Origin of the sequence: Exiguobacterium sp. s149, assembly GCF_018618395.1 — a bacterium.
GTDB lineage: Bacteria > Bacillota > Bacilli > Exiguobacteriales > Exiguobacteriaceae > Exiguobacterium > Exiguobacterium chiriqhucha.
Genome location: NZ_JACSLZ010000007.1, coordinates 1 through 16,778, shown reverse-complemented (window position 1 = coordinate 16,778; position 16,778 = coordinate 1). Strand labels below are relative to the sequence as shown.

The 16,778-nt window shown below is 50.2% G+C and carries 17 protein-coding genes and 1 pseudogene; 17 read left to right on the top strand and 1 reads right to left on the bottom strand.

All coding sequences use genetic code 11. The features are described from left to right. Nucleotides 1–63: 63 nt before the first annotated feature. The 16 genes from KNP81_RS10710 (at nucleotide 64) to KNP81_RS10635 (ending at nucleotide 15,600) form a co-directional block, all read left to right on the top strand. The gene (locus KNP81_RS10710) at nucleotides 64–1,284 is read left to right on the top strand and encodes a bifunctional folylpolyglutamate synthase/dihydrofolate synthase (protein ID WP_214719938.1); all 1,221 of its coding nucleotides are present in this window, start codon (nucleotides 64–66) and stop codon (nucleotides 1,282–1,284) included. A gap of 84 nt (nucleotides 1,285–1,368) precedes the next feature. Then, a complete protein-coding gene (locus KNP81_RS10705) occupies nucleotides 1,369–1,797 on the top strand; it encodes a type IV pilus modification PilV family protein (protein ID WP_214719937.1) in 429 nt (142 codons plus the stop codon). Continuing rightward, entirely contained in the window at nucleotides 1,794–2,249 is a 456-nt protein-coding gene (locus KNP81_RS10700; RefSeq protein ID WP_353048087.1) for a prepilin-type N-terminal cleavage/methylation domain-containing protein, read from the top strand. The genes KNP81_RS10705 and KNP81_RS10700 overlap by 4 nt, the downstream gene beginning before the upstream one ends. Continuing rightward, nucleotides 2,233–3,738, top strand: a complete 1,506-nt coding sequence (locus KNP81_RS10695; RefSeq protein ID WP_214719935.1) for a DUF7305 domain-containing protein — start codon at nucleotides 2,233–2,235, stop codon at nucleotides 3,736–3,738. Before KNP81_RS10700 ends, KNP81_RS10695 begins: the two co-directional genes overlap by 17 nt. Nucleotides 3,739–3,766: 28 nt before the next feature. Continuing rightward, nucleotides 3,767–5,026, top strand: coding sequence for a G5 domain-containing protein (locus KNP81_RS10690; RefSeq protein WP_214719934.1), 1,260 nt, complete (start codon nucleotides 3,767–3,769; stop codon nucleotides 5,024–5,026). Beyond that, the gene (locus tag KNP81_RS10685) at nucleotides 5,023–5,316 is read left to right on the top strand and encodes a hypothetical protein (protein ID WP_214719933.1); all 294 of its coding nucleotides are present in this window, start codon (nucleotides 5,023–5,025) and stop codon (nucleotides 5,314–5,316) included. The genes KNP81_RS10690 and KNP81_RS10685 overlap by 4 nt, the downstream gene beginning before the upstream one ends. A gap of 1 nt (nucleotide 5,317) precedes the next feature. Further along, nucleotides 5,318–6,976, top strand: a complete 1,659-nt coding sequence (locus KNP81_RS10680) for a GspE/PulE family protein (protein ID WP_214719932.1) — start codon at nucleotides 5,318–5,320, stop codon at nucleotides 6,974–6,976. A 4-nt stretch (nucleotides 6,977–6,980) separates the two neighbouring features. Further along, entirely contained in the window at nucleotides 6,981–8,015 is a 1,035-nt protein-coding gene (locus KNP81_RS10675; RefSeq protein ID WP_021066866.1) for a type IV pilus twitching motility protein PilT, read from the top strand. A 4-nt stretch (nucleotides 8,016–8,019) separates the two neighbouring features. After that, complete coding sequence (locus tag KNP81_RS10670) at nucleotides 8,020–9,237, top strand: type II secretion system F family protein (protein ID WP_029595836.1); 1,218 nt, start codon at nucleotides 8,020–8,022, stop codon at nucleotides 9,235–9,237. Nucleotides 9,238–9,379: 142 nt separating this feature from the next. Beyond that, entirely contained in the window at nucleotides 9,380–9,865 is a 486-nt protein-coding gene (locus tag KNP81_RS10665) for a prepilin-type N-terminal cleavage/methylation domain-containing protein (protein ID WP_214719931.1), read from the top strand. A gap of 100 nt (nucleotides 9,866–9,965) precedes the next feature. Next, nucleotides 9,966–10,718 (top strand): prepilin peptidase, encoded by a 753-nt coding sequence (locus KNP81_RS10660; RefSeq protein WP_214719930.1) that lies wholly within the window; start codon nucleotides 9,966–9,968, stop codon nucleotides 10,716–10,718. 12 nt (nucleotides 10,719–10,730) lie between these two features. Then, nucleotides 10,731–12,374, top strand: coding sequence for a pilus assembly protein PilM (gene pilM / locus KNP81_RS10655; protein ID WP_214719929.1), 1,644 nt, complete (start codon nucleotides 10,731–10,733; stop codon nucleotides 12,372–12,374). Then, nucleotides 12,371–13,078 (top strand): hypothetical protein, encoded by a 708-nt coding sequence (locus KNP81_RS10650; RefSeq protein ID WP_214719928.1) that lies wholly within the window; start codon nucleotides 12,371–12,373, stop codon nucleotides 13,076–13,078. Before pilM ends, KNP81_RS10650 begins: the two co-directional genes overlap by 4 nt. A 138-nt stretch (nucleotides 13,079–13,216) precedes the next feature. Continuing rightward, nucleotides 13,217–13,804, top strand: a complete 588-nt coding sequence (locus tag KNP81_RS10645) for a Maf family protein (protein WP_251130341.1) — start codon at nucleotides 13,217–13,219, stop codon at nucleotides 13,802–13,804. A 23-nt stretch (nucleotides 13,805–13,827) separates the two neighbouring features. Continuing rightward, a complete protein-coding gene (gene radC, locus KNP81_RS10640; RefSeq protein WP_214719926.1) occupies nucleotides 13,828–14,457 on the top strand; it encodes a RadC family protein in 630 nt (209 codons plus the stop codon). 597 nt (nucleotides 14,458–15,054) lie between these two features. Next, complete coding sequence (locus KNP81_RS10635) at nucleotides 15,055–15,600, top strand: hypothetical protein (RefSeq protein WP_214719925.1); 546 nt, start codon at nucleotides 15,055–15,057, stop codon at nucleotides 15,598–15,600. A gap of 396 nt (nucleotides 15,601–15,996) precedes the next feature. On the opposite strand, the pseudogene KNP81_RS10630 reads toward KNP81_RS10635, so the two are convergent. Continuing rightward, nucleotides 15,997–16,155: pseudogene (locus tag KNP81_RS10630) on the bottom strand (IS3 family transposase); the annotation flags it as partial. A 64-nt stretch (nucleotides 16,156–16,219) separates the two neighbouring features. Between KNP81_RS10630 and KNP81_RS15285 the strand changes: the two are divergent. Next, nucleotides 16,220–16,483 (top strand): hypothetical protein, encoded by a 264-nt coding sequence (locus KNP81_RS15285; protein WP_251130340.1) that lies wholly within the window; start codon nucleotides 16,220–16,222, stop codon nucleotides 16,481–16,483. The last annotated feature ends 295 nt before the right edge of the window (nucleotides 16,484–16,778 follow it).

Below are 16,778 nucleotides of genomic sequence, written 5' to 3'. Positions count from 1 at the left end.
TGCGTAGTGCTTCGCGAATTTTGGTAAGATGAGAGGGAAGTGTGAAAACGGGAGTGATGGAAGATGGAGACGAGACAAGATGTATTTGATTGGCTACATGGCCAGCTGCGGTTCGGGATTAAACCGGGCTTGAAACGAATCGAGTGGATGTTGAACGCGCTACAGGTCAAAGAGTTGCCTTCGATTCATGTGGCGGGGACGAACGGGAAAGGGTCGACGGTCGCTTTCTTGCGGGCGATGGCGATGAAACAGGGGTTGAACGTCGGGACGTTCATCTCACCGTACATTATCCAGTTCGAAGAGCGGATTATGTTGAACGGGGAACCGATTCGTGAGGACGACCTCGTCAATATTGCCAACCGAGTTCGTGACTGTGCGTCAACATCACCAGAGACGTTGACGGAGTTCGAGCTACTGACGGTCATGGCCTGGCTCTATTTCCACGAACAACAGCCCGACCTCGTCATTTGGGAAGTCGGGCTCGGCGGCCGGCTTGACTCGACGAACGTGTTACAGAAGCCGCTCGCGACCATCGTGACGTCGATTGGACATGATCATCAAGGGATTCTCGGCGACACGCTCGAAGAGATTGCCCTCGAGAAATTCGGCATCATGAAACATGGCGTGCCGATGTTCCATAGCTTGATGGAGGAGCGGTTGATCGCCTTGTTCGTGCAACAAGGGGAGACGATGGATGCGCCGATTCACAACGTCACGCCGCTCGTCACGTCAATCGAGGACGGGTCCGAGACGACTGTGACCTATGACGGTTTGCCTCCGGTGACGCTCGGATTGACCGGACATCATCAAGCATACAACGGGGCATGTGCCGTCGCGGTCGCCCGTCATCTTGGATGGAAGACAGAAGCGATTCAAGCGGGGCTGGCGTCGGCGCAACATCCGGGACGCTATGAGCTCATCTCGAGACAGCCGCGCATCGTGCTCGACGGGGCGCATAACGCGGAAGGTGTTGCCGCACTCGTCGAACAACTGAAACTCGAGCGTGACGTGACCGTCCTCGCAGCCATTCTCGCTGACAAGGACCGCGAGGCGATGGTCGCGTCGCTCCAGATAGTCGCGGACGTCTATGAGACGACGTTCGATTTCCCGCGTACCCGAACGAAAGACAGTCTGATTGCGGACGGTGCTCGTTACGTGGACTGGCAGGATTGGTTGTCCGCATGGCTCGAAGCACCGAAATCCGAGACGCTCGTCGTAACGGGGTCGCTCTACTTTATCAGTGAAGTCAGAAATCATTTAGCTAAAGATATTCAAAAAATGTAAGAAAAAGATTATAGATATGGGATAATAGTCTTAGATTGGGATAAACTGAATGGGAATCCACTTTGAGGAGTAGTGAGGTGCAGTATGGAGAGTGAGAAAGGTTTCACATTAGTAGAAGTATTAGTTTCTATTGTTCTCCTCGGTATTATTTTTACAAGCTTTTATGGACTTCTCGTTCAAAGTGCCCAAACTAATACGGTTTCTCGGACGATGATGGATTTATCTTACGTTGCTCAAAATGAATTCGAGTTGATGAAAGCAAAAGGGCAGGAGACTAGTGGCAAGACGAGAATTCAAATAGTTGAAGAACTCGGCTATACCTATCGACAAACGTCCTCAATAAATGGGACGGCATGGCTGGAATTCTCAAAAACGATTCCGCTGGATAATCGGCGCATCGTTTTAAGGGTGGAGAATAGTCCCTCAGCTTTAAATCGAGTCATTATTGAAGTGTTTGAAGAGGCAACGATTGACTCTAATACAAAACTGGAGGGCGTCTTGAGGTGGGGATGAAGCAATTTGTTATCAAAATCCGTAATGAATCAAAAGGCGTTACTTTAGTCGAATTGCTGGTGACAGTAGTCATTAGCTCAATTGTAATAATCGTATTGGCAAATATTTTGACTGGTCTTGTTCAATTCAATCAATCCGAAAAATTACGAGATCATCAAACGGCAGAGATGCGATTAGTCATTAAGATGATTACTACTGATGTTCGCAGAAGCAACACGTTTGAAATGAATTCCTCGACCTTGACTGTGAATAGCCGTACATACAAAGAGAGTAATGGAGTCATTTATCGAAACAATGAAGTGATTGCGCGAGGCATCGAATCGTTGACGTTTAATTTCAAGGATCAAATGTTAACAATCGATTTAAAACTTGAGGGTGTCAATCAGCCTTCAAAAGTCGTAACGACAAAACTGTTTATCGGGGAAGGTGTGGCAGTTGAAAACTTGGAATAATTGGCGCCTCGCCAAAGAAGAAAAAGGGAATACTCTCATCTTAGTCTTGATAGTGATTTTACTATTTTCTTCAATTGGTTTAAGCATGATTCAGTCTAGCTTGAATTCCGTGTCTCTTTCGGACGGAGAAGTCAAAGAACAATCTGCCTATTACATCGCTGAAAGTGGTATTACATATACACTTGATCAGATTCAACAAGCACTCGACGAGGTGGAAAATTTAAACAAAATGACGGATGAACAGTACTATAACTATGTAAATGCCAACATTTTAACTGGTACTCAACCTCGAGTGTTTTCTTCTTTTGAGAAACAGAAAGGTATTCAACCATTGGCTACGGTAACTGTAAAGATGAGTAACGTTTCATCAGATCGAACGGTTAGAGACTACATCATCACATCGACTGGACAGGTCGGTGTGCGAAAAAAAACGTTGCAAACAAGTTACTCGTTGGATCTCGAGCGGAAGCCGGGACCAACCCTTCCTTCCAACTTAGGAATATACTCCAAAGGAAAAATGAAGCTCGCCAACGGGGTCGTGACAGGTAATATCCTCCTAGAATCGAACGCTCAAAATATGTTAGAGGTTACCGGCAACCCGACAATCAACGGAGCTGTCTACACGTTACCCTCGTCTCATTCCAAAACTATTTTGGCGCCGAATTGGTGGCTGGATCAAAAGCGACCTATAATTTACAAAGAAGACTTTAACTTAAGCTTAACACTTCCTGACTTTCCATCAGCAAATGATTTCAATTATAAGATGATTCCCGATACTACTTTTAAAGCGGGCAGCAGTCAGTACCAAGTGATTTCAAAAGGTAATATCAATATTTCGAACTGGATTGTCAGTGATTATGAGCTCATTTTGGATCAAGATTATAAAGTGAACGACATTAACTTGAGTAGTAACTATCGTTTGACGATTAACGTGAAAGATAAGGATGTGTCCTTATACGTTAATTCGATTCAAGGAATCGGACATTTAGATGTGAAGAGTCAACCGGGCGGGAGTTTGACGATTTACCTAGCTGACAACATTTCATTAAACGGTCATGTGAACGAAAGCGACGGGAATGATTTGTTCATATATATCGGACCTTCTAATGGTCAAACGAAACTAGTAAAGAGTTCTGGATATGGAAAATTTAATGCCTCGATTTATGCGAAAGATGCCAACTTAGAGTTCGTTGGTTCGGCCTCCTTGAATGGAAGTATTTTGTCAGGTGGGCAAAATGTGAAAGTAACCGGCGCGACTCAAATCAATGCACCGAAAAAATTGATTTTTGCGCCGAACGCTCATGTTGAAATCATCGAGGGTGGTACGGTGAATGGGGGCATTGTTTCCGACACTTTCACAATCAGTGGTGGGGCGAAAGTCAATGCAGCATCCATTGAATTAGATGACTTACCTTTCTTTGGAGAGGCAAGTTCAGAAACAAACTTGATTGTAAAGAAAGGGACTGTTAGAGAGATTACTAACCCATGAGAACTTTTACAAAGTGGAGGAATTTAAAATGAAACAGTTTGGAATGCATGTCTCCATCCTCATTGGACTTGTCTTACTCGTATCGCTGCCGACGATTGGACTTGTCAATTATCTCGAGGCATCGGCGAAGACAAGTGCTACATACAAAGAGACAACGGTTGCCGGCATTGATGTATCGGGGATGACGAGAGAAGAAGCGATCATTCGGCTCGATAATGCAATTAAAGATTTTAATAATACCCCCTTTATCGTAACCCTCGTCGATGGAACGGCGCTCGAAATCGGCAAAGATGTCGTATCGTTCAACGTCGATGCGACGCTCGATGGAATTGAAACTTCTGGAGAATATTCTCTTGTCACGACAGTTGATGAGGAATTACTTACTCCCTACTTAAATAATCAACCAGTGACGCTCACAATGGTCACCCCGCCACTTGTTGAGGCAGCTTCAAGCTTCAATTCAGACATTGTCTTGGAAACGACTACGGCAGAGAGTGAAGTCGTTGCGACAATTACTGTCAGTCCAACACCAGAAATGAGAGTAGCGATTGAACGAATGAATGGCTTTGAGATGGAAGCGGGAGACATTTTTAGTCTAAAAACATTTGGCGAAGACTTTGAAGCACTTAGTACGCTTGGGTCATCGATGTATCAATTATTCGCGGCAACACCGTTTCAAATCCTTGAACGTGTTCAACATGAGACTCTTCCAGCTGGCATTGAGCTTGGCTATGACGTTAAAGTTGACGAACGTTCAAACTTCGCCGTCCAGAACACGGAACAGACGCCTTATGCGCTCATCGTGTTAGAAGAAGGCAACACAATGACGATTCAGTTACTTGGTAAGGCGTTCGTTGGAGCATATGAGTCGCGTGTAGAAGACGTGACGAGCGTACCGTATCAAAATATCGTTCGTTTTTCACCTTCACTTACTGCTGGTAGTTCATCTGTCACCCAATCTGGGCAAACCGGGGAATCAGGTAAATTGTATCGTGTCCGCATTACTGAAACGGGTGAGTCGATTGAACTACTCGGCTTTGACTTTTACGAACCAATTCCAGAAATTTTGACAAAGAGTTCTGTACCGATTCCAGAACCAGAACCGGAACCAGAACCGACCGAACCAATTATTATTCCGATTTTGCCAGAAAATCCAGAGGAATGGCTAAATGAATGGCTACCAAATGACGATGTACAAGATGACAACATAAATGACTATAATGAACAGCCAGAACAGCCACCGGTTCACGACACTGACCCGGTACCAAGTGAGGGGGCAGTCGGATGATCGGATATTTAATTTTGATTGCCTTTTGGGTACTCGCCACATTGACGGTATTCGCCTTGTCGATCCCATACATTCGAAAGCGTGAGACGAAAGGTACTATTTCACTATTTGTAGCTTTGCTTTCCCTTGGTGTGTATACCATTTTTGATGAAGGTCTCGAGCGGGCATGGTGGGTATGGGTCCTCCTGTCTCTTGGTTTGATTGGTGGAGCGGCGCTTAGTTCATTCATTGAACAACGGGGCTTCGCACACGAGGTGCCTCGGGAGGAACCTCAGAGGATGGTGAAGTAAGTTGAGACGAACAAAAAAACGGCTCGGCGAGATGCTCGTCGAGGCGGGAATCATCACGCAAGCCCAGCTCGACGAAGCGCTCGCACAAAAGCGGACCGGGGAAAAGCTCGGGGATGCGCTCATGCGATTGAACTATTTGACCGAGACGCAATTGATTCAAGTGTTGCACGAACAGTTGAACGTGCCGGTCATTTCATTATATGCCCAAGACATCAACGTGACCGTGACGAAACTCGTCCCGAAAGTCATCGCCCAAAAACATGACATCATGCCAATCTCGCTACAAGGGAACACGCTGTTCATCGCGACGGCGGACCCGCTCGACTTGATTGCCATCGATGACGTCCGGCTCCAGACGGGAATGAACATCGAGGTCGGCATCGCCACGCGCGAGCAGATTCGCAAGACGATTGGCCGCTATTACGAGATGGACGCGTCACTCATCGAGATTTTAAAAGAAGAAGCACCAGAACTCGAACGCGAAGAGATGGCGTCGCGGGATGACGCACCGGTCATCCGGCTCGTCAATCAGCTGTTCTTGAGCGCGATTGACCAACGCGCCTCGGACATCCACTTCGACCCTCATGAGAAGCAGTTGCACGTCCGCTTCCGGGTCGATGGTGACCTTCGGACCGAAGCGATTTATCCGAAAAAGATTCAAAGCGTCATGCTGACACGGCTCAAGGTCATGAGTAACTTAGACATCACCGAGAGCCGCTTACCGCAGGATGGGCGCATCAAATATACGCTTCGGGGCCGCCCGTACGACTTCCGCGTCTCGACGCTCCCGACGATGTATGGCGAGAAAATCGTCATCCGGGTGCTCGACTCCTCGGAAGGGTTGACCGATTTGACGAAGCTCGACTTCGGCGACGAGAACGAGGCGGTGTACCGCGACATGCTGAAACGGCCGAACGGGATTATCCTCATCACCGGACCGACCGGGTCAGGGAAGTCGTCGACGTTATATGCGTCGCTGCGCGAACTGAACGATGAATCGAAGAACATCATCACGGTCGAGGACCCGGTCGAGTATCAGCTCGACGGGATCAACCAAGTGCAAGTCAATTCGAAAGTCGGCTTGACGTTCGCGTCGGGGCTGCGCTCGATTTTGCGACAAGACCCGAACATCGTCATGGTCGGGGAGATTCGGGACACCGAGACGGCCGAGATTGCCATCCGGGCGTCATTGACCGGCCACTTGGTGTTATCGACACTACATACGAACTCGGCCATCAGCTCGATCACACGCTTGATCGATATGGGGGTCGAACCGTTCCTCGTCGCCGCGTCGACGTCCGGACTGATCGCCCAGCGGCTCGTCCGTCGCGTCTGCCGGGACTGCGGGCACGAACAGCCGGTCTCGAAACGGGAACAGGAACTGTTTGCTGCTGAAGGCATTCCTATCGAACGGATCATGCGCGGCAACGGCTGCGCCTCTTGTAATTTCACGGGATACCGTGGACGGCTCGCCATCCATGAGGTCGTGCCGATCGATGAAGGGTTGCGCCGGTTGATTATGAACCAGGCGACAGAGGCCGAGATGGTCGCCTATGCGAAAGCACAAGGCGTCCGCTTCCTCCTCGCCGATGGACTTGAGAAAGTCGCACTCGGACTGACGAACACCGAAGAAATATTGAGAACAGTGATAACGGAGTGAGCCTATGATCCATCAATCGATTGAAGTGATTTTAACGAAAGCGGTCGAACAACGCGCATCGGACATCCATTTGACCGCCGGCTCGCCGCCGATCATCCGGGTCGACGGCAGCCTCATCACGATGGGTGACGAGAAAGTGTTGCCGCTCCATATCGAGAGTTATTTGAAAGAGATCATGACCGAAGAGATGCGGGGCCGGCTCGAGATGCAACGCGACCTCGACTTCTCGTTCGGGGTCCCGCGCGTATCGCGGTTCCGCGTCAACGCCTATTACCAACGGGGCACGGTCGCCATCGCGTTCCGATCTATTTCCGGGGAAATCCCGACGATGAACGAGCTCGATTTGCCGCAAGTGTTAAAACGGTTGATTGAGAAGCCGTACGGTCTCATCCTTGTCACGGGTCCTACCGGGTCGGGGAAGTCGACGACGCTCGCCGCGATGATTCACGAGATTAACCGCACGCAGCGGAAACGGATCATCACGCTCGAGGATCCAATCGAGTATTTGCACTCGCACGACCAGAGCATCGTTGACCAGCGCGAGATTGGCTCGGACGTCATGAAGTTTGTCGACGGCCTTCGAGCCGCGCTCCGTCAAGACCCGGACGTTATCTTGCTCGGGGAGATGCGTGACCTCGAAACGATTTCGACGGCGATGACGGCTGCCGAGACGGGCCACCTCGTCATGGCGACGCTCCACACATCGAGCGCGATGTCGACCGTCAGTCGGGTCATCGACGCGTTCCCGGCCGAGCAACAGGACCAGATTCGGACCCAGCTCGCCAACGTCCTGCTCGGTGTCGTCAGTCAGCGTCTTTTCCCGCGCGTCGACGTTCCGAAAGGTCGTGTCGCCGCGATGGAGATTATGATTGGCAATCCGGCCGTCGCCAACTTGATTCGGAACGAGAAGGAGTTCCAACTCCCGACCGTCATCCAGACGAACCGGCAGAACGGGATGCAGACGATGGACATGGCGATTGAACAGCTCGTCCGTCAAGGCGTCATCAACCCGAACGCCGTACCAAATGAAGAGAGGTGACTGAATGGCCATCTTCCAATACGAGGGCAAACTGCTGAACGGGAAGCGAAAGAAAGGGCGGGTCACCGCCGTCTCGCTCCGGGAGGCGAAAGAAAAGCTACGCCAAGAATCGATTCTCGTCACCGAGCTCGCTGAACTCGAGTCGACGGGATTGAATAAAGAAGTGAACTTGCTCCCCGAGCGGGTCAAGATTGAACATTTGATTATGTACGTGCGCCAGTTCGCGACGCTCATCCGGGCCGGCGTGCCAATCGTTCGGGCGACGTCCATCTTGCGCGTCCAGACCGAGTCGAAAGTGTTGAAGAAGACGCTCAGCCAAGTCGAGGACGATTTACGTGAAGGGATTGCCTTCTCGGAGGCGATCAAGAAACATCCGCGTGTGTTCTCGAACTTCTTCAGCTCGATGGCACTCGCGGGTGAGGCGAGCGGGAACTTGGAGGAGGCGCTTGACCAAATCGGTCTTCAGCTCCAAAAACAATATGACGTCAAACGGAAAGTCATCTCAGCGTTGACGTATCCGCTCGTCGTCTCAATCGTCGCCATCGGCGTTGTCGCCTTCCTCATGGTGAATGTCGTCCCGACGTTCGCGAGCATCTTCGGACAGCTCGGCGGGGAACTCCCGCTCATCACGCGCATCGTCGTTGCCGTCTCTGATTTCGTCGCGGCCTATTGGTGGCTCATCTTCGGTGGGGCGCTCCTCGCCTTGCTCGTCTTTACGTGGATGTTGAAACGCGATAAGGAACGGTATGTGATTGATGGATTGCTGTTGAAGATGCCGATTTTCGGGCCTATCGTCCTGAAATCGCAAATCGCGTTATTGACGCGAAGTTTGGCCGTCTTGCTCCAAGCGGCGGTCCCGATTTTATCTGCAATCGAGATTACCGAGAAGATCGTCTCGAACCGTGTCATCCGTAAAGGTCTTGCTCAAGCACGCAAGATGATGGCACAAGGGATTCCACTCCATGAACCGCTCGAACGGAACGACAGCTTCCCGCCGCTCATGACGCAAATGATTGCGGTTGGCGAGGAGAGCGGGGATTTGGACTCGATGTTGAACGAGGTCGCGGAGTTTTATGAGACCGAGGTCGAGACGACGACGGACCGCCTAAAATCGATTATCGAACCGCTGTTGATTGTCGTCTTGGCGAGCATCGTCGGGGTCATCGTCATCGCGATTGTCGTCCCGATGTTCCAAATTTATGGCGATATCCAAAATCAGTAGAAACTTTTTATTTAATTGCAGATTTGTATCTTTTCAATCCTATTTTTTGAATGTATAGTAAAATTGTTCTACTTATTATTAGGTCGAAGGTAATGCATGCAGCACACAACACAGCAAAACACACAAAAGGGGAGAATGAATCATGTTAAAGAAAATGAAAATGATTTGGCAAGATGCCAAACAATTGAAAGATGAGCGCGGACTCACACTCGTCGAGTTGCTCGTCGTCGTCGTTATCTTGGGGATTATCGCAGCAATCGCCGTTGTCGCAATTGGTGGAATTATCGAGAACTCACGTAAAGATGCGATGGTTGCCGATGCGAAACAGATGGTAAGTGCAGCTAAAATTCATACCACTTCTAATCCTGGATCTACAACTTTAGAATTTACAGGTACAAATGCTAAAGGTTTAGAATACGTTAATGGCTTAAAAGATCCCTTTGGCAATGGTGCATATTCAACTGCTCAAGTTGTTATTACTGAAGCGAGCGGAAAATACACATATGCTGTAAAATTAGTCGGAAGTAAAAAGGCAATCGGTGAAGGGACTGCTGTCGTAGAAAACCAAGTAACAAGAGACAGTGTAATCGATAAGTCTACTCAAGCTGCGACTGGCAATGGCAACTAATAGTTAATTATGAACTAATCCGGCTGGCGCTGGGCACTCGCTCAGCCTAGCCGGTTTTCTGTTTTTGGCATATACTTACAAGTAAGGGAAGTGACCTTGATTGGTTGAACTTATTGGACTCATTTACAGCCTCGTCCTCGGGGCCGTCATCACGTCATTCACGAACGTCGTCGGGCTCCGCGTGCCACGCAAACAGTCCATCATCACGCCGCGCTCGCACTGTCCGTCATGCGGACACGTTTTATCTGCTTGGGAACTGATTCCGGTCTTCGGTTACGTGTTCCTGCGCGGGAAATGCCGCGGCTGTGGCGGGCGGATCGCGCCGACGTACCCGCTCTTTGAACTGCTTGGAGCGGTCGGATACGCCTATAGCTTCTGGCTGTATGGCTTTAGCCTCACGACGCTTCTCGCCTTCGTCTTCTTATCGACGCTCCTCGCCTTGGCGATGTCGGATTTGTCGACGATGCTCGTCCCGAACGTGATCCTCATGTTCACGGCACCGGTCCTCCTATTGCTCGCCTATAGCGCGGGTGTGGCATGGTGGAGCCCGATTGCCGGGGCGGCACTCGGTTTCTCTGTCCTCGCCACCGTTTTTTTCGTCTCCAAGGGGGGACTTGGGGCCGGCGATGTCAAACTATTTACAGTAATCGGGCTCGTTCTCGGGCCGCGCGACGTCCTCGTCGCACTCTTTTTATCGAGCTTGATTGGCGCGATCGTCGGATTGACGCTCATCGGCTTGAAACGGATGGATCGCAAACAGCCGATTCCGTTCGTGCCGTCGATCGCACTCGGCACGATGCTGACGTTTTGGTTCAGCGAACGCTTCTTTGATTGGTATTTTGATTTGATGTAGGGGGAAACCAGCATGAGCCGGTCTATAGAGAAAGGAACGGTCGCGTATTTCTCGTTCGATGCGCTCAGCATCCACGGGGCCGTGATTAAACAAGGCGTGTTCAAACGCAGCGCGTCCGTCCAATTGGCGAAAGGCGCGTACGTGGGGGGACGGATTGAAGACGAGAGCGCATTCGGTCTCGCATTCGATGAACTGTGCCGTAAATTGAAAGTACGAAAAGGGATGGTCTGTGCCGTCGATATGGCCGAGACCGAAGTATTGTCCCGTAAAGTCGAGATTCCATCGACAATCCCGAAAGATGAGATTCGAGGCTATCTGTTCATGGAAATCGGCAGCTCGATCATCTTACCGTTCGACGACGTCGCCTTCGACTACGAGGTGCTCGGCGAGACGGAGACAAAGACCGAGGTCATGCTCCACGCCGTCTCGGTCGAGTTGACGAAAGCCATCCGCGCTTACATGAAAAAACGAGGATTCCAATTGAAGAAAATCGTCCCACGCCCGGTCGCCATCGCGAACGGGGTGAGCCGACTCGAGACGCTCGACCCGCTCAAATCGACGCTCCTCTGGCACGTGACGCCGTTCGCGCACCAATTGCTCGTCCTTGAGGAAGGACAGGTCCGGTTCATCCGGGCCATCGAAACCGACCTCCCGTATCGCGCCGAGACGACGGACGGCATCATCATGTATACATATAGCGGCTCGAAGGAGACGCTTGCGACGCAGACGGACGAGTGGTTGAACGAACTCGCTCGCTTCCTTGATTTCTATCGCTACTCGCTCCGGACGGATGGACGTCCGATTGACGAGTTGCTCGTCTCGGGGACGGTCCCGAATCTCGACGACCTCGTCCGGACGATTGAAAGCGAGGCGATGGTGCCGGTCAAACGCATCGACGACCCGCTCCCGCTCTCTCATGCGACACCGTTGTCGCACCAGATGTTGCCGCTCCTCGGAATGGCGACGCTCGAAAAAGAGCACGACGCCAACTTCATCAACTCGACCGATGTGACACTCCGGTGGCCGATTATCGCGAGCCTGCTCGCGCTCTTGATTGGCGGCGGGGCGACCGGTTACTTGTTCTATGAAGTGAACGAGTTGAAGCAGAACGAGGCCCAGGTCGAAGAACAGTTGCAGCTCGTCCGCATCTATCAGACCGAGCAAGTGAACTCGAAGGGGCAACAAGTCCTATCACTCGACCAGACGGTGACGGCGCTCACGGCCGAAGAGAAGTTAGCCGTACCAGCACTGCGGGCCTTGACGGAACAACTGCCGCCGACGGGCTACGTGTTGACGTACAACTACGCCGACGGTTCGCTGATGAGCGTGCGCACCCAGTTCGAGACGCTCGCCGATTTGAATGTGTTCCAACGTTCGCTCTTGAACGACGTGCGGTTTGAGAATGTCAAACTGCTCGGCGTGACGACCGAGACAAAAGCGGAGACGGAACAGGAGGAGACAGATACCGACACGGATTCGACGCTGTCGCCGAGTGTGCTCGATTCGACAGACGAACCGCTCCCACGCTACATCGGCGAGTTCACCTTCACGTTCATCGATGCCGAACCGGAGACGCCGGAAGGGGAGACCCCAGATGGTGAGACACCGGACGGCGAGACGGAAGAGACGACCGATGAGGAGGTGGTGAGCGAATGAAACGCTCGACGATTTATTTAATTTTCATAATCTGTTTGTTCGCGGCCATCGCCGTACCGTCTTATTTCGGTTACCAATATTTCATCCACCAAGGCAACGTCAAGTCGCTCGAACGGGAACTGTCACTCGAACAAACGAAGCTAGAACTGTTGCGCCAAGAAGGCGAAGTTGTCGACGTCGCCGATTCGCAGCGCCTGCAGACGCGTGTCCCGACCGAAGCAGCGCTCGACACGGTCGTCGAGACGCTATCCCAGGCGAGCCAACTGTCTGACGTTCGCGTGACGAGCATCGCCTTCGCCGACGGCATCATAGCCGAATCGGAAGTACCAAAAGACATCGATGAGCCAGAACCGAACGATGTGAGCCCAACGGCTGAACCGGTCGAACCGGTCGAAATCACGCCGGTCAACGCCTCATCGGTCCGCTCGACGGTGTCGCTCCAAGCGGACACGTACGAGTCGCTCGTCTTATTCCTTGAGTCGGTCGAGTCGATGAACCGGATTCACATCTTGCGCACGGTCCAATTCACTGGACCTACGGAGACGGGACCGAACACGACCGAGACGGCTGAGCCGCTCGACTTCACGGTCGAACTCGACGCGTTCTATCGCCCGGACCTCGATCAACTCGTCGAAGACCGCTACGTACCGGCGCAGACGTTCACACCGAAAGACATCCCGGTGTACGATTATACGACACCGTGAACGCACGTCCCTTCGAAAAGAAGGGGCGTTTTTTTGAGAGGTCTCTGATTGTATTCACGTGCCCGTTTGCCTACAATCGACAGTGAAGTGTGATACGGAAAAGAAGCCCGTTACGCACATATGGAAGGAGTCGTTACAATGAAACCAACACAGAAACGTGTCATCCTCGCTTCGATGTCGCCGCGACGGACCGAGCTGTTGACCCAGGCTGGCATCACGCATGAAGTCATCCCCACGAACGTCATCGAAGGGACGAACGGTCGGGAACACCCGGACGAGTACGTCGGACGCCTCGCTCGCGAGAAAGCGATGGACGTCGCCCGCGACAACCGCGACGCCGTCGTCATCGGCTCGGATACGGTCGTCGTCTTAGACGGGACGATTTTAGAGAAGCCGAAAGACCGTGTCGACGCGCGGGACATGCTGCAACGGCTTTCGGGCGCGACGCATGAAGTGCTCACCGGCGTCAGCATCATCGGGCCTGAACGCCAAGACTTGTTCGTCACGACGACGCACGTCACGTTCATCGACATTCCGGACGCATGGCTAGACGGCTATCTCGATTCGACGGAGCCGTATGATAAGGCTGGTGCCTATGGGATTCAAGGGTCGGGCGGTCTGTTCGTCGAACGGCTCGAAGGGGACTTTTATAACGTCGTCGGTCTGCCGATTCGTCCGCTCGTCGAGACGCTCGAACGACACGGGGTATCGCCGCGCTTTCTGTGATTGAAGCGAAAGTTGGTGAAGGAATGACCATGGTGCTCGACCGAAGTGTTGAATCCGCGATCGCCCGGCTGCTCCAAATCGGGGGCAGGGGTGGCGACCCGCATGAGACGGCCCGACGGCTGTCCGACGTGTATCCGACGCTCCGGGCGCTATCGCAGGCGACCGTGAGCGACCTCTGTCAGATTGAAGGCATGACGAAGAAGAAAGCCGAGCAATTGCTTGCGGCGTTCACAATCGGTCTCCGTTATGTCGAGGAACCGAAAGTGGAGACGCCGACAATCCGCTCGCCGCAGGACGCCTATGAACTGCTCCGTGATGAGCTCCGGCTATTGAATCAGGAACATTTCATCTGCCTGTATTTGAACACGAAGAATCAGCTCATCGCCCGGAAGACGTTGTTCGTCGGCGGGCTCAATTCGTCCATCGTCCATCCGCGCGATGTGTTCCGCGAAGCGCTCAAACTGTCGGCCGCTTGTTTCATCGCCGTCCATAACCATCCGAGCGGGGACGCGACCCCGAGCCGGGAAGACATCGAGGTGTCGGAGCGGCTCGTCGAGGCCGGTCATATTGTCGGCATCGCTTGTCTCGACCACGTCATCATCGGGGAGGACCATTACGTCAGCATGAAGCAGCGTGGGTATATGAATGGGTAAAGAATGGAGAGCAGGCATAGATATGTCTGCTTTTTGTTTATAGAATGGCTTTAGTTCATTTCTTGCTTTTTCTAGAGACTCATAATTTTTTTCTTGCTTATGCTCCCTTAAGGTTACTTTCATAGACCTCGTCAGTTCATTGCATGGACTCGTAAAACATGCATTATGCTAAAGGTTCAGCAAAGATGCTATGTGCCATTTATAGTCTCTGCGTGGTTGAAACGAAATGTTCTGCATATTCAAAGATGGACAACTTTTGAGTGTAGTGGAAGTGTATCTGATGGCGTAACGACAGACATTTATGATAGAAGTTATGAGCTTGAAGAGTTACTTGAAACATACAAGAATGAAAAGTTTAATCCTCAAACTGTAAGTGCAAGCAAAAAACCACCTTGTAACGGGTGGTTTTTGTTTGCGCTCATTTAGTTATTCAATAGCATAAGCTAATTAGTCCGTTAGGGTGGGATAATTATTTTATAAGTATCTCAAGCCCGATAAAAAGAATCAGAAGGTTGAAATAAATGGTAATTACAATTATTGTGTAAAAGTAATTCACCTTTTATTTGGTAACGAAATAGAGATGTAGGGGGAAAAGGAATGAAGAAGTTAATCGGATTTTTTTGCGCTGTGATGCTGATAATAGGAACCTTAATTCCGTTCCAAAAAGCATCTGCAGAAAATAATTTAGAAGGAACTTTAGAGGAAACAGTTCAAGTTGTTCTATATTCAGACGACACAAAAGTAATTATGTCTGAAGTTCCAAATGCGCATGTGTTAGAGTACCAATCTAAGCTCGAAGATCCAGTATTCAGAAACTCGGAAATTCAAAAAAGTGTCGGACCAGAAGAAAACTTAACTGCTCCTACAAAATTAGCTGCCTCTTTATCGAAGTCTAGTATCTCACCAATGGCTGTGGTTCAACCACCATATGGCGGTACTACTAAAGATTATGTAAGATATATGACTAGAAATGATATCATTAAAATTATTAATAAATTTGATAATTCAAGAGACTGGCCAAGATTACTTTCTAATCCAGGGGCTGATTATGTGATTGCTAATAGTCCCAATGTTCTTGCTGCTATCAAAGTTATAAAAAAAATACCGAACTTTGTAACAGTGGCGACTACAGTTACTCTCTGAACAGCTGGTGACCTAGCTAATCGCCAAACTGCATGGTGGAAAGATTCGGCCATTCTGATTCTTAAAAAATCAATTACTGGAGTTAAATTGACAGTAAAGCCGAATACGACATCTAATTATCCTGCTGCGTACATTACATTAGTGAGATACTAACAATAACTCTTGTTCAAGTATAAAGGGGGGACTTCCATTGTCCAAAAAAATAACGATTAACGTTCTAGGATGGTTGTTTTTAATCTTCTTAACAATTAGCAAAATGTTCTTTGATGATCAACTTTCAGTCCTCACAACGGGTCTTGGAGGATTGATTTGTTTGATTATTTCTCTGACGATGATTGTGTATGGCACAGGGAGAAAACCTAATCACGCCAAAAATTAAATTTAAAAAGAAACTCATCAAACTGAACTGCTCCCCGTCAAGTAGACAGGGCTCAAGCCGCCTAGTCGTTTCTGGAAACGATCATGGTTGTAGAACGATATGTAAGTATCGATGGCCGATTTGAGTTCGCTATCGGCCTGGAACTCACGCAAGTAGTACATCTCCACTTTCATGGTAACGACTAGGGGAATTTACCAGCTAGAGTAAAGGTCTGATATACTCATCCTTGAGGTGTTTTATATGGAAAAAATAATTTGGTTATTGATGCTTATTGTCGCGATTGTCGCGAGTTTCGTCCCGCTCGAGCCACGCGTGTTGTCGTTTCTCGTATTCGCGTTGTTTGTCTTCATCAGTGTGGCTCTGTTTCAGCGGTTCCAACGTGAGGACAATTGGTTTGACCGCGTCTCACCGCTTGTCGGTGTCGGTGTCGGTATTGTCGCGTTCATCCTGTACGCCCTCGTATTCGTCGCCTGGTTCAACTCATCGAACGATGCTCAGGTGTAGCAGGTCATCCCGCAACTCATCTTTATGTATGTCGGGATTTACTTGTTCGTCGTGACGACGGCGAGCTTTATGGCAGGGGCGACTCGCCAAAAACCATCACGGTTCTTTCGACCGGTGTTGATTTTCACTGTATTTTTCTACGGGGCGATGCTTTTGCTCCCGCTCCAACCTGGGCTCTAAATTAGTAGTAGAAAAAGCAGGCGCATCTAGACTGACCTAGCTATATGAGACACTAATAAAAACACCTTATTAGGCTGCCACCACACCATATTTTATCGGTGTGAGGTAGCCTAAT

Excerpts from the sequence above, each read along its gene's own strand:
- pilM (WP_214719929.1), top strand. The coding sequence starts at position 10,731 with ATGAGCCGGTCTATAGAGAAAGGAACGGTCGCGTATTTCTCGTTCGAT.
- KNP81_RS10645 (WP_251130341.1), top strand. The coding sequence starts at position 13,217 with ATGAAACCAACACAGAAACGTGTCATCCTCGCTTCGATGTCGCCGCGA.
- KNP81_RS10665 (WP_214719931.1), top strand. The coding sequence starts at position 9,380 with ATGTTAAAGAAAATGAAAATGATTTGGCAAGATGCCAAACAATTGAAA.
- radC (WP_214719926.1), top strand. The coding sequence starts at position 13,828 with ATGACCATGGTGCTCGACCGAAGTGTTGAATCCGCGATCGCCCGGCTG.
- KNP81_RS10685 (WP_214719933.1), top strand. The coding sequence starts at position 5,023 with ATGATCGGATATTTAATTTTGATTGCCTTTTGGGTACTCGCCACATTG.
- KNP81_RS10670 (WP_029595836.1), top strand. The coding sequence starts at position 8,020 with ATGGCCATCTTCCAATACGAGGGCAAACTGCTGAACGGGAAGCGAAAG.
- KNP81_RS10675 (WP_021066866.1), top strand. The coding sequence starts at position 6,981 with ATGATCCATCAATCGATTGAAGTGATTTTAACGAAAGCGGTCGAACAA.
- KNP81_RS15285 (WP_251130340.1), top strand. The coding sequence starts at position 16,220 with ATGGAAAAAATAATTTGGTTATTGATGCTTATTGTCGCGATTGTCGCG.
- KNP81_RS10705 (WP_214719937.1), top strand. The coding sequence starts at position 1,369 with ATGGAGAGTGAGAAAGGTTTCACATTAGTAGAAGTATTAGTTTCTATT.
- KNP81_RS10700 (WP_353048087.1), top strand. The coding sequence starts at position 1,794 with ATGAAGCAATTTGTTATCAAAATCCGTAATGAATCAAAAGGCGTTACT.
- KNP81_RS10710 (WP_214719938.1), top strand. The coding sequence starts at position 64 with ATGGAGACGAGACAAGATGTATTTGATTGGCTACATGGCCAGCTGCGG.
- KNP81_RS10650 (WP_214719928.1), top strand. The coding sequence starts at position 12,371 with ATGAAACGCTCGACGATTTATTTAATTTTCATAATCTGTTTGTTCGCG.
- KNP81_RS10635 (WP_214719925.1), top strand. The coding sequence starts at position 15,055 with ATGAAGAAGTTAATCGGATTTTTTTGCGCTGTGATGCTGATAATAGGA.
- KNP81_RS10690 (WP_214719934.1), top strand. The coding sequence starts at position 3,767 with ATGAAACAGTTTGGAATGCATGTCTCCATCCTCATTGGACTTGTCTTA.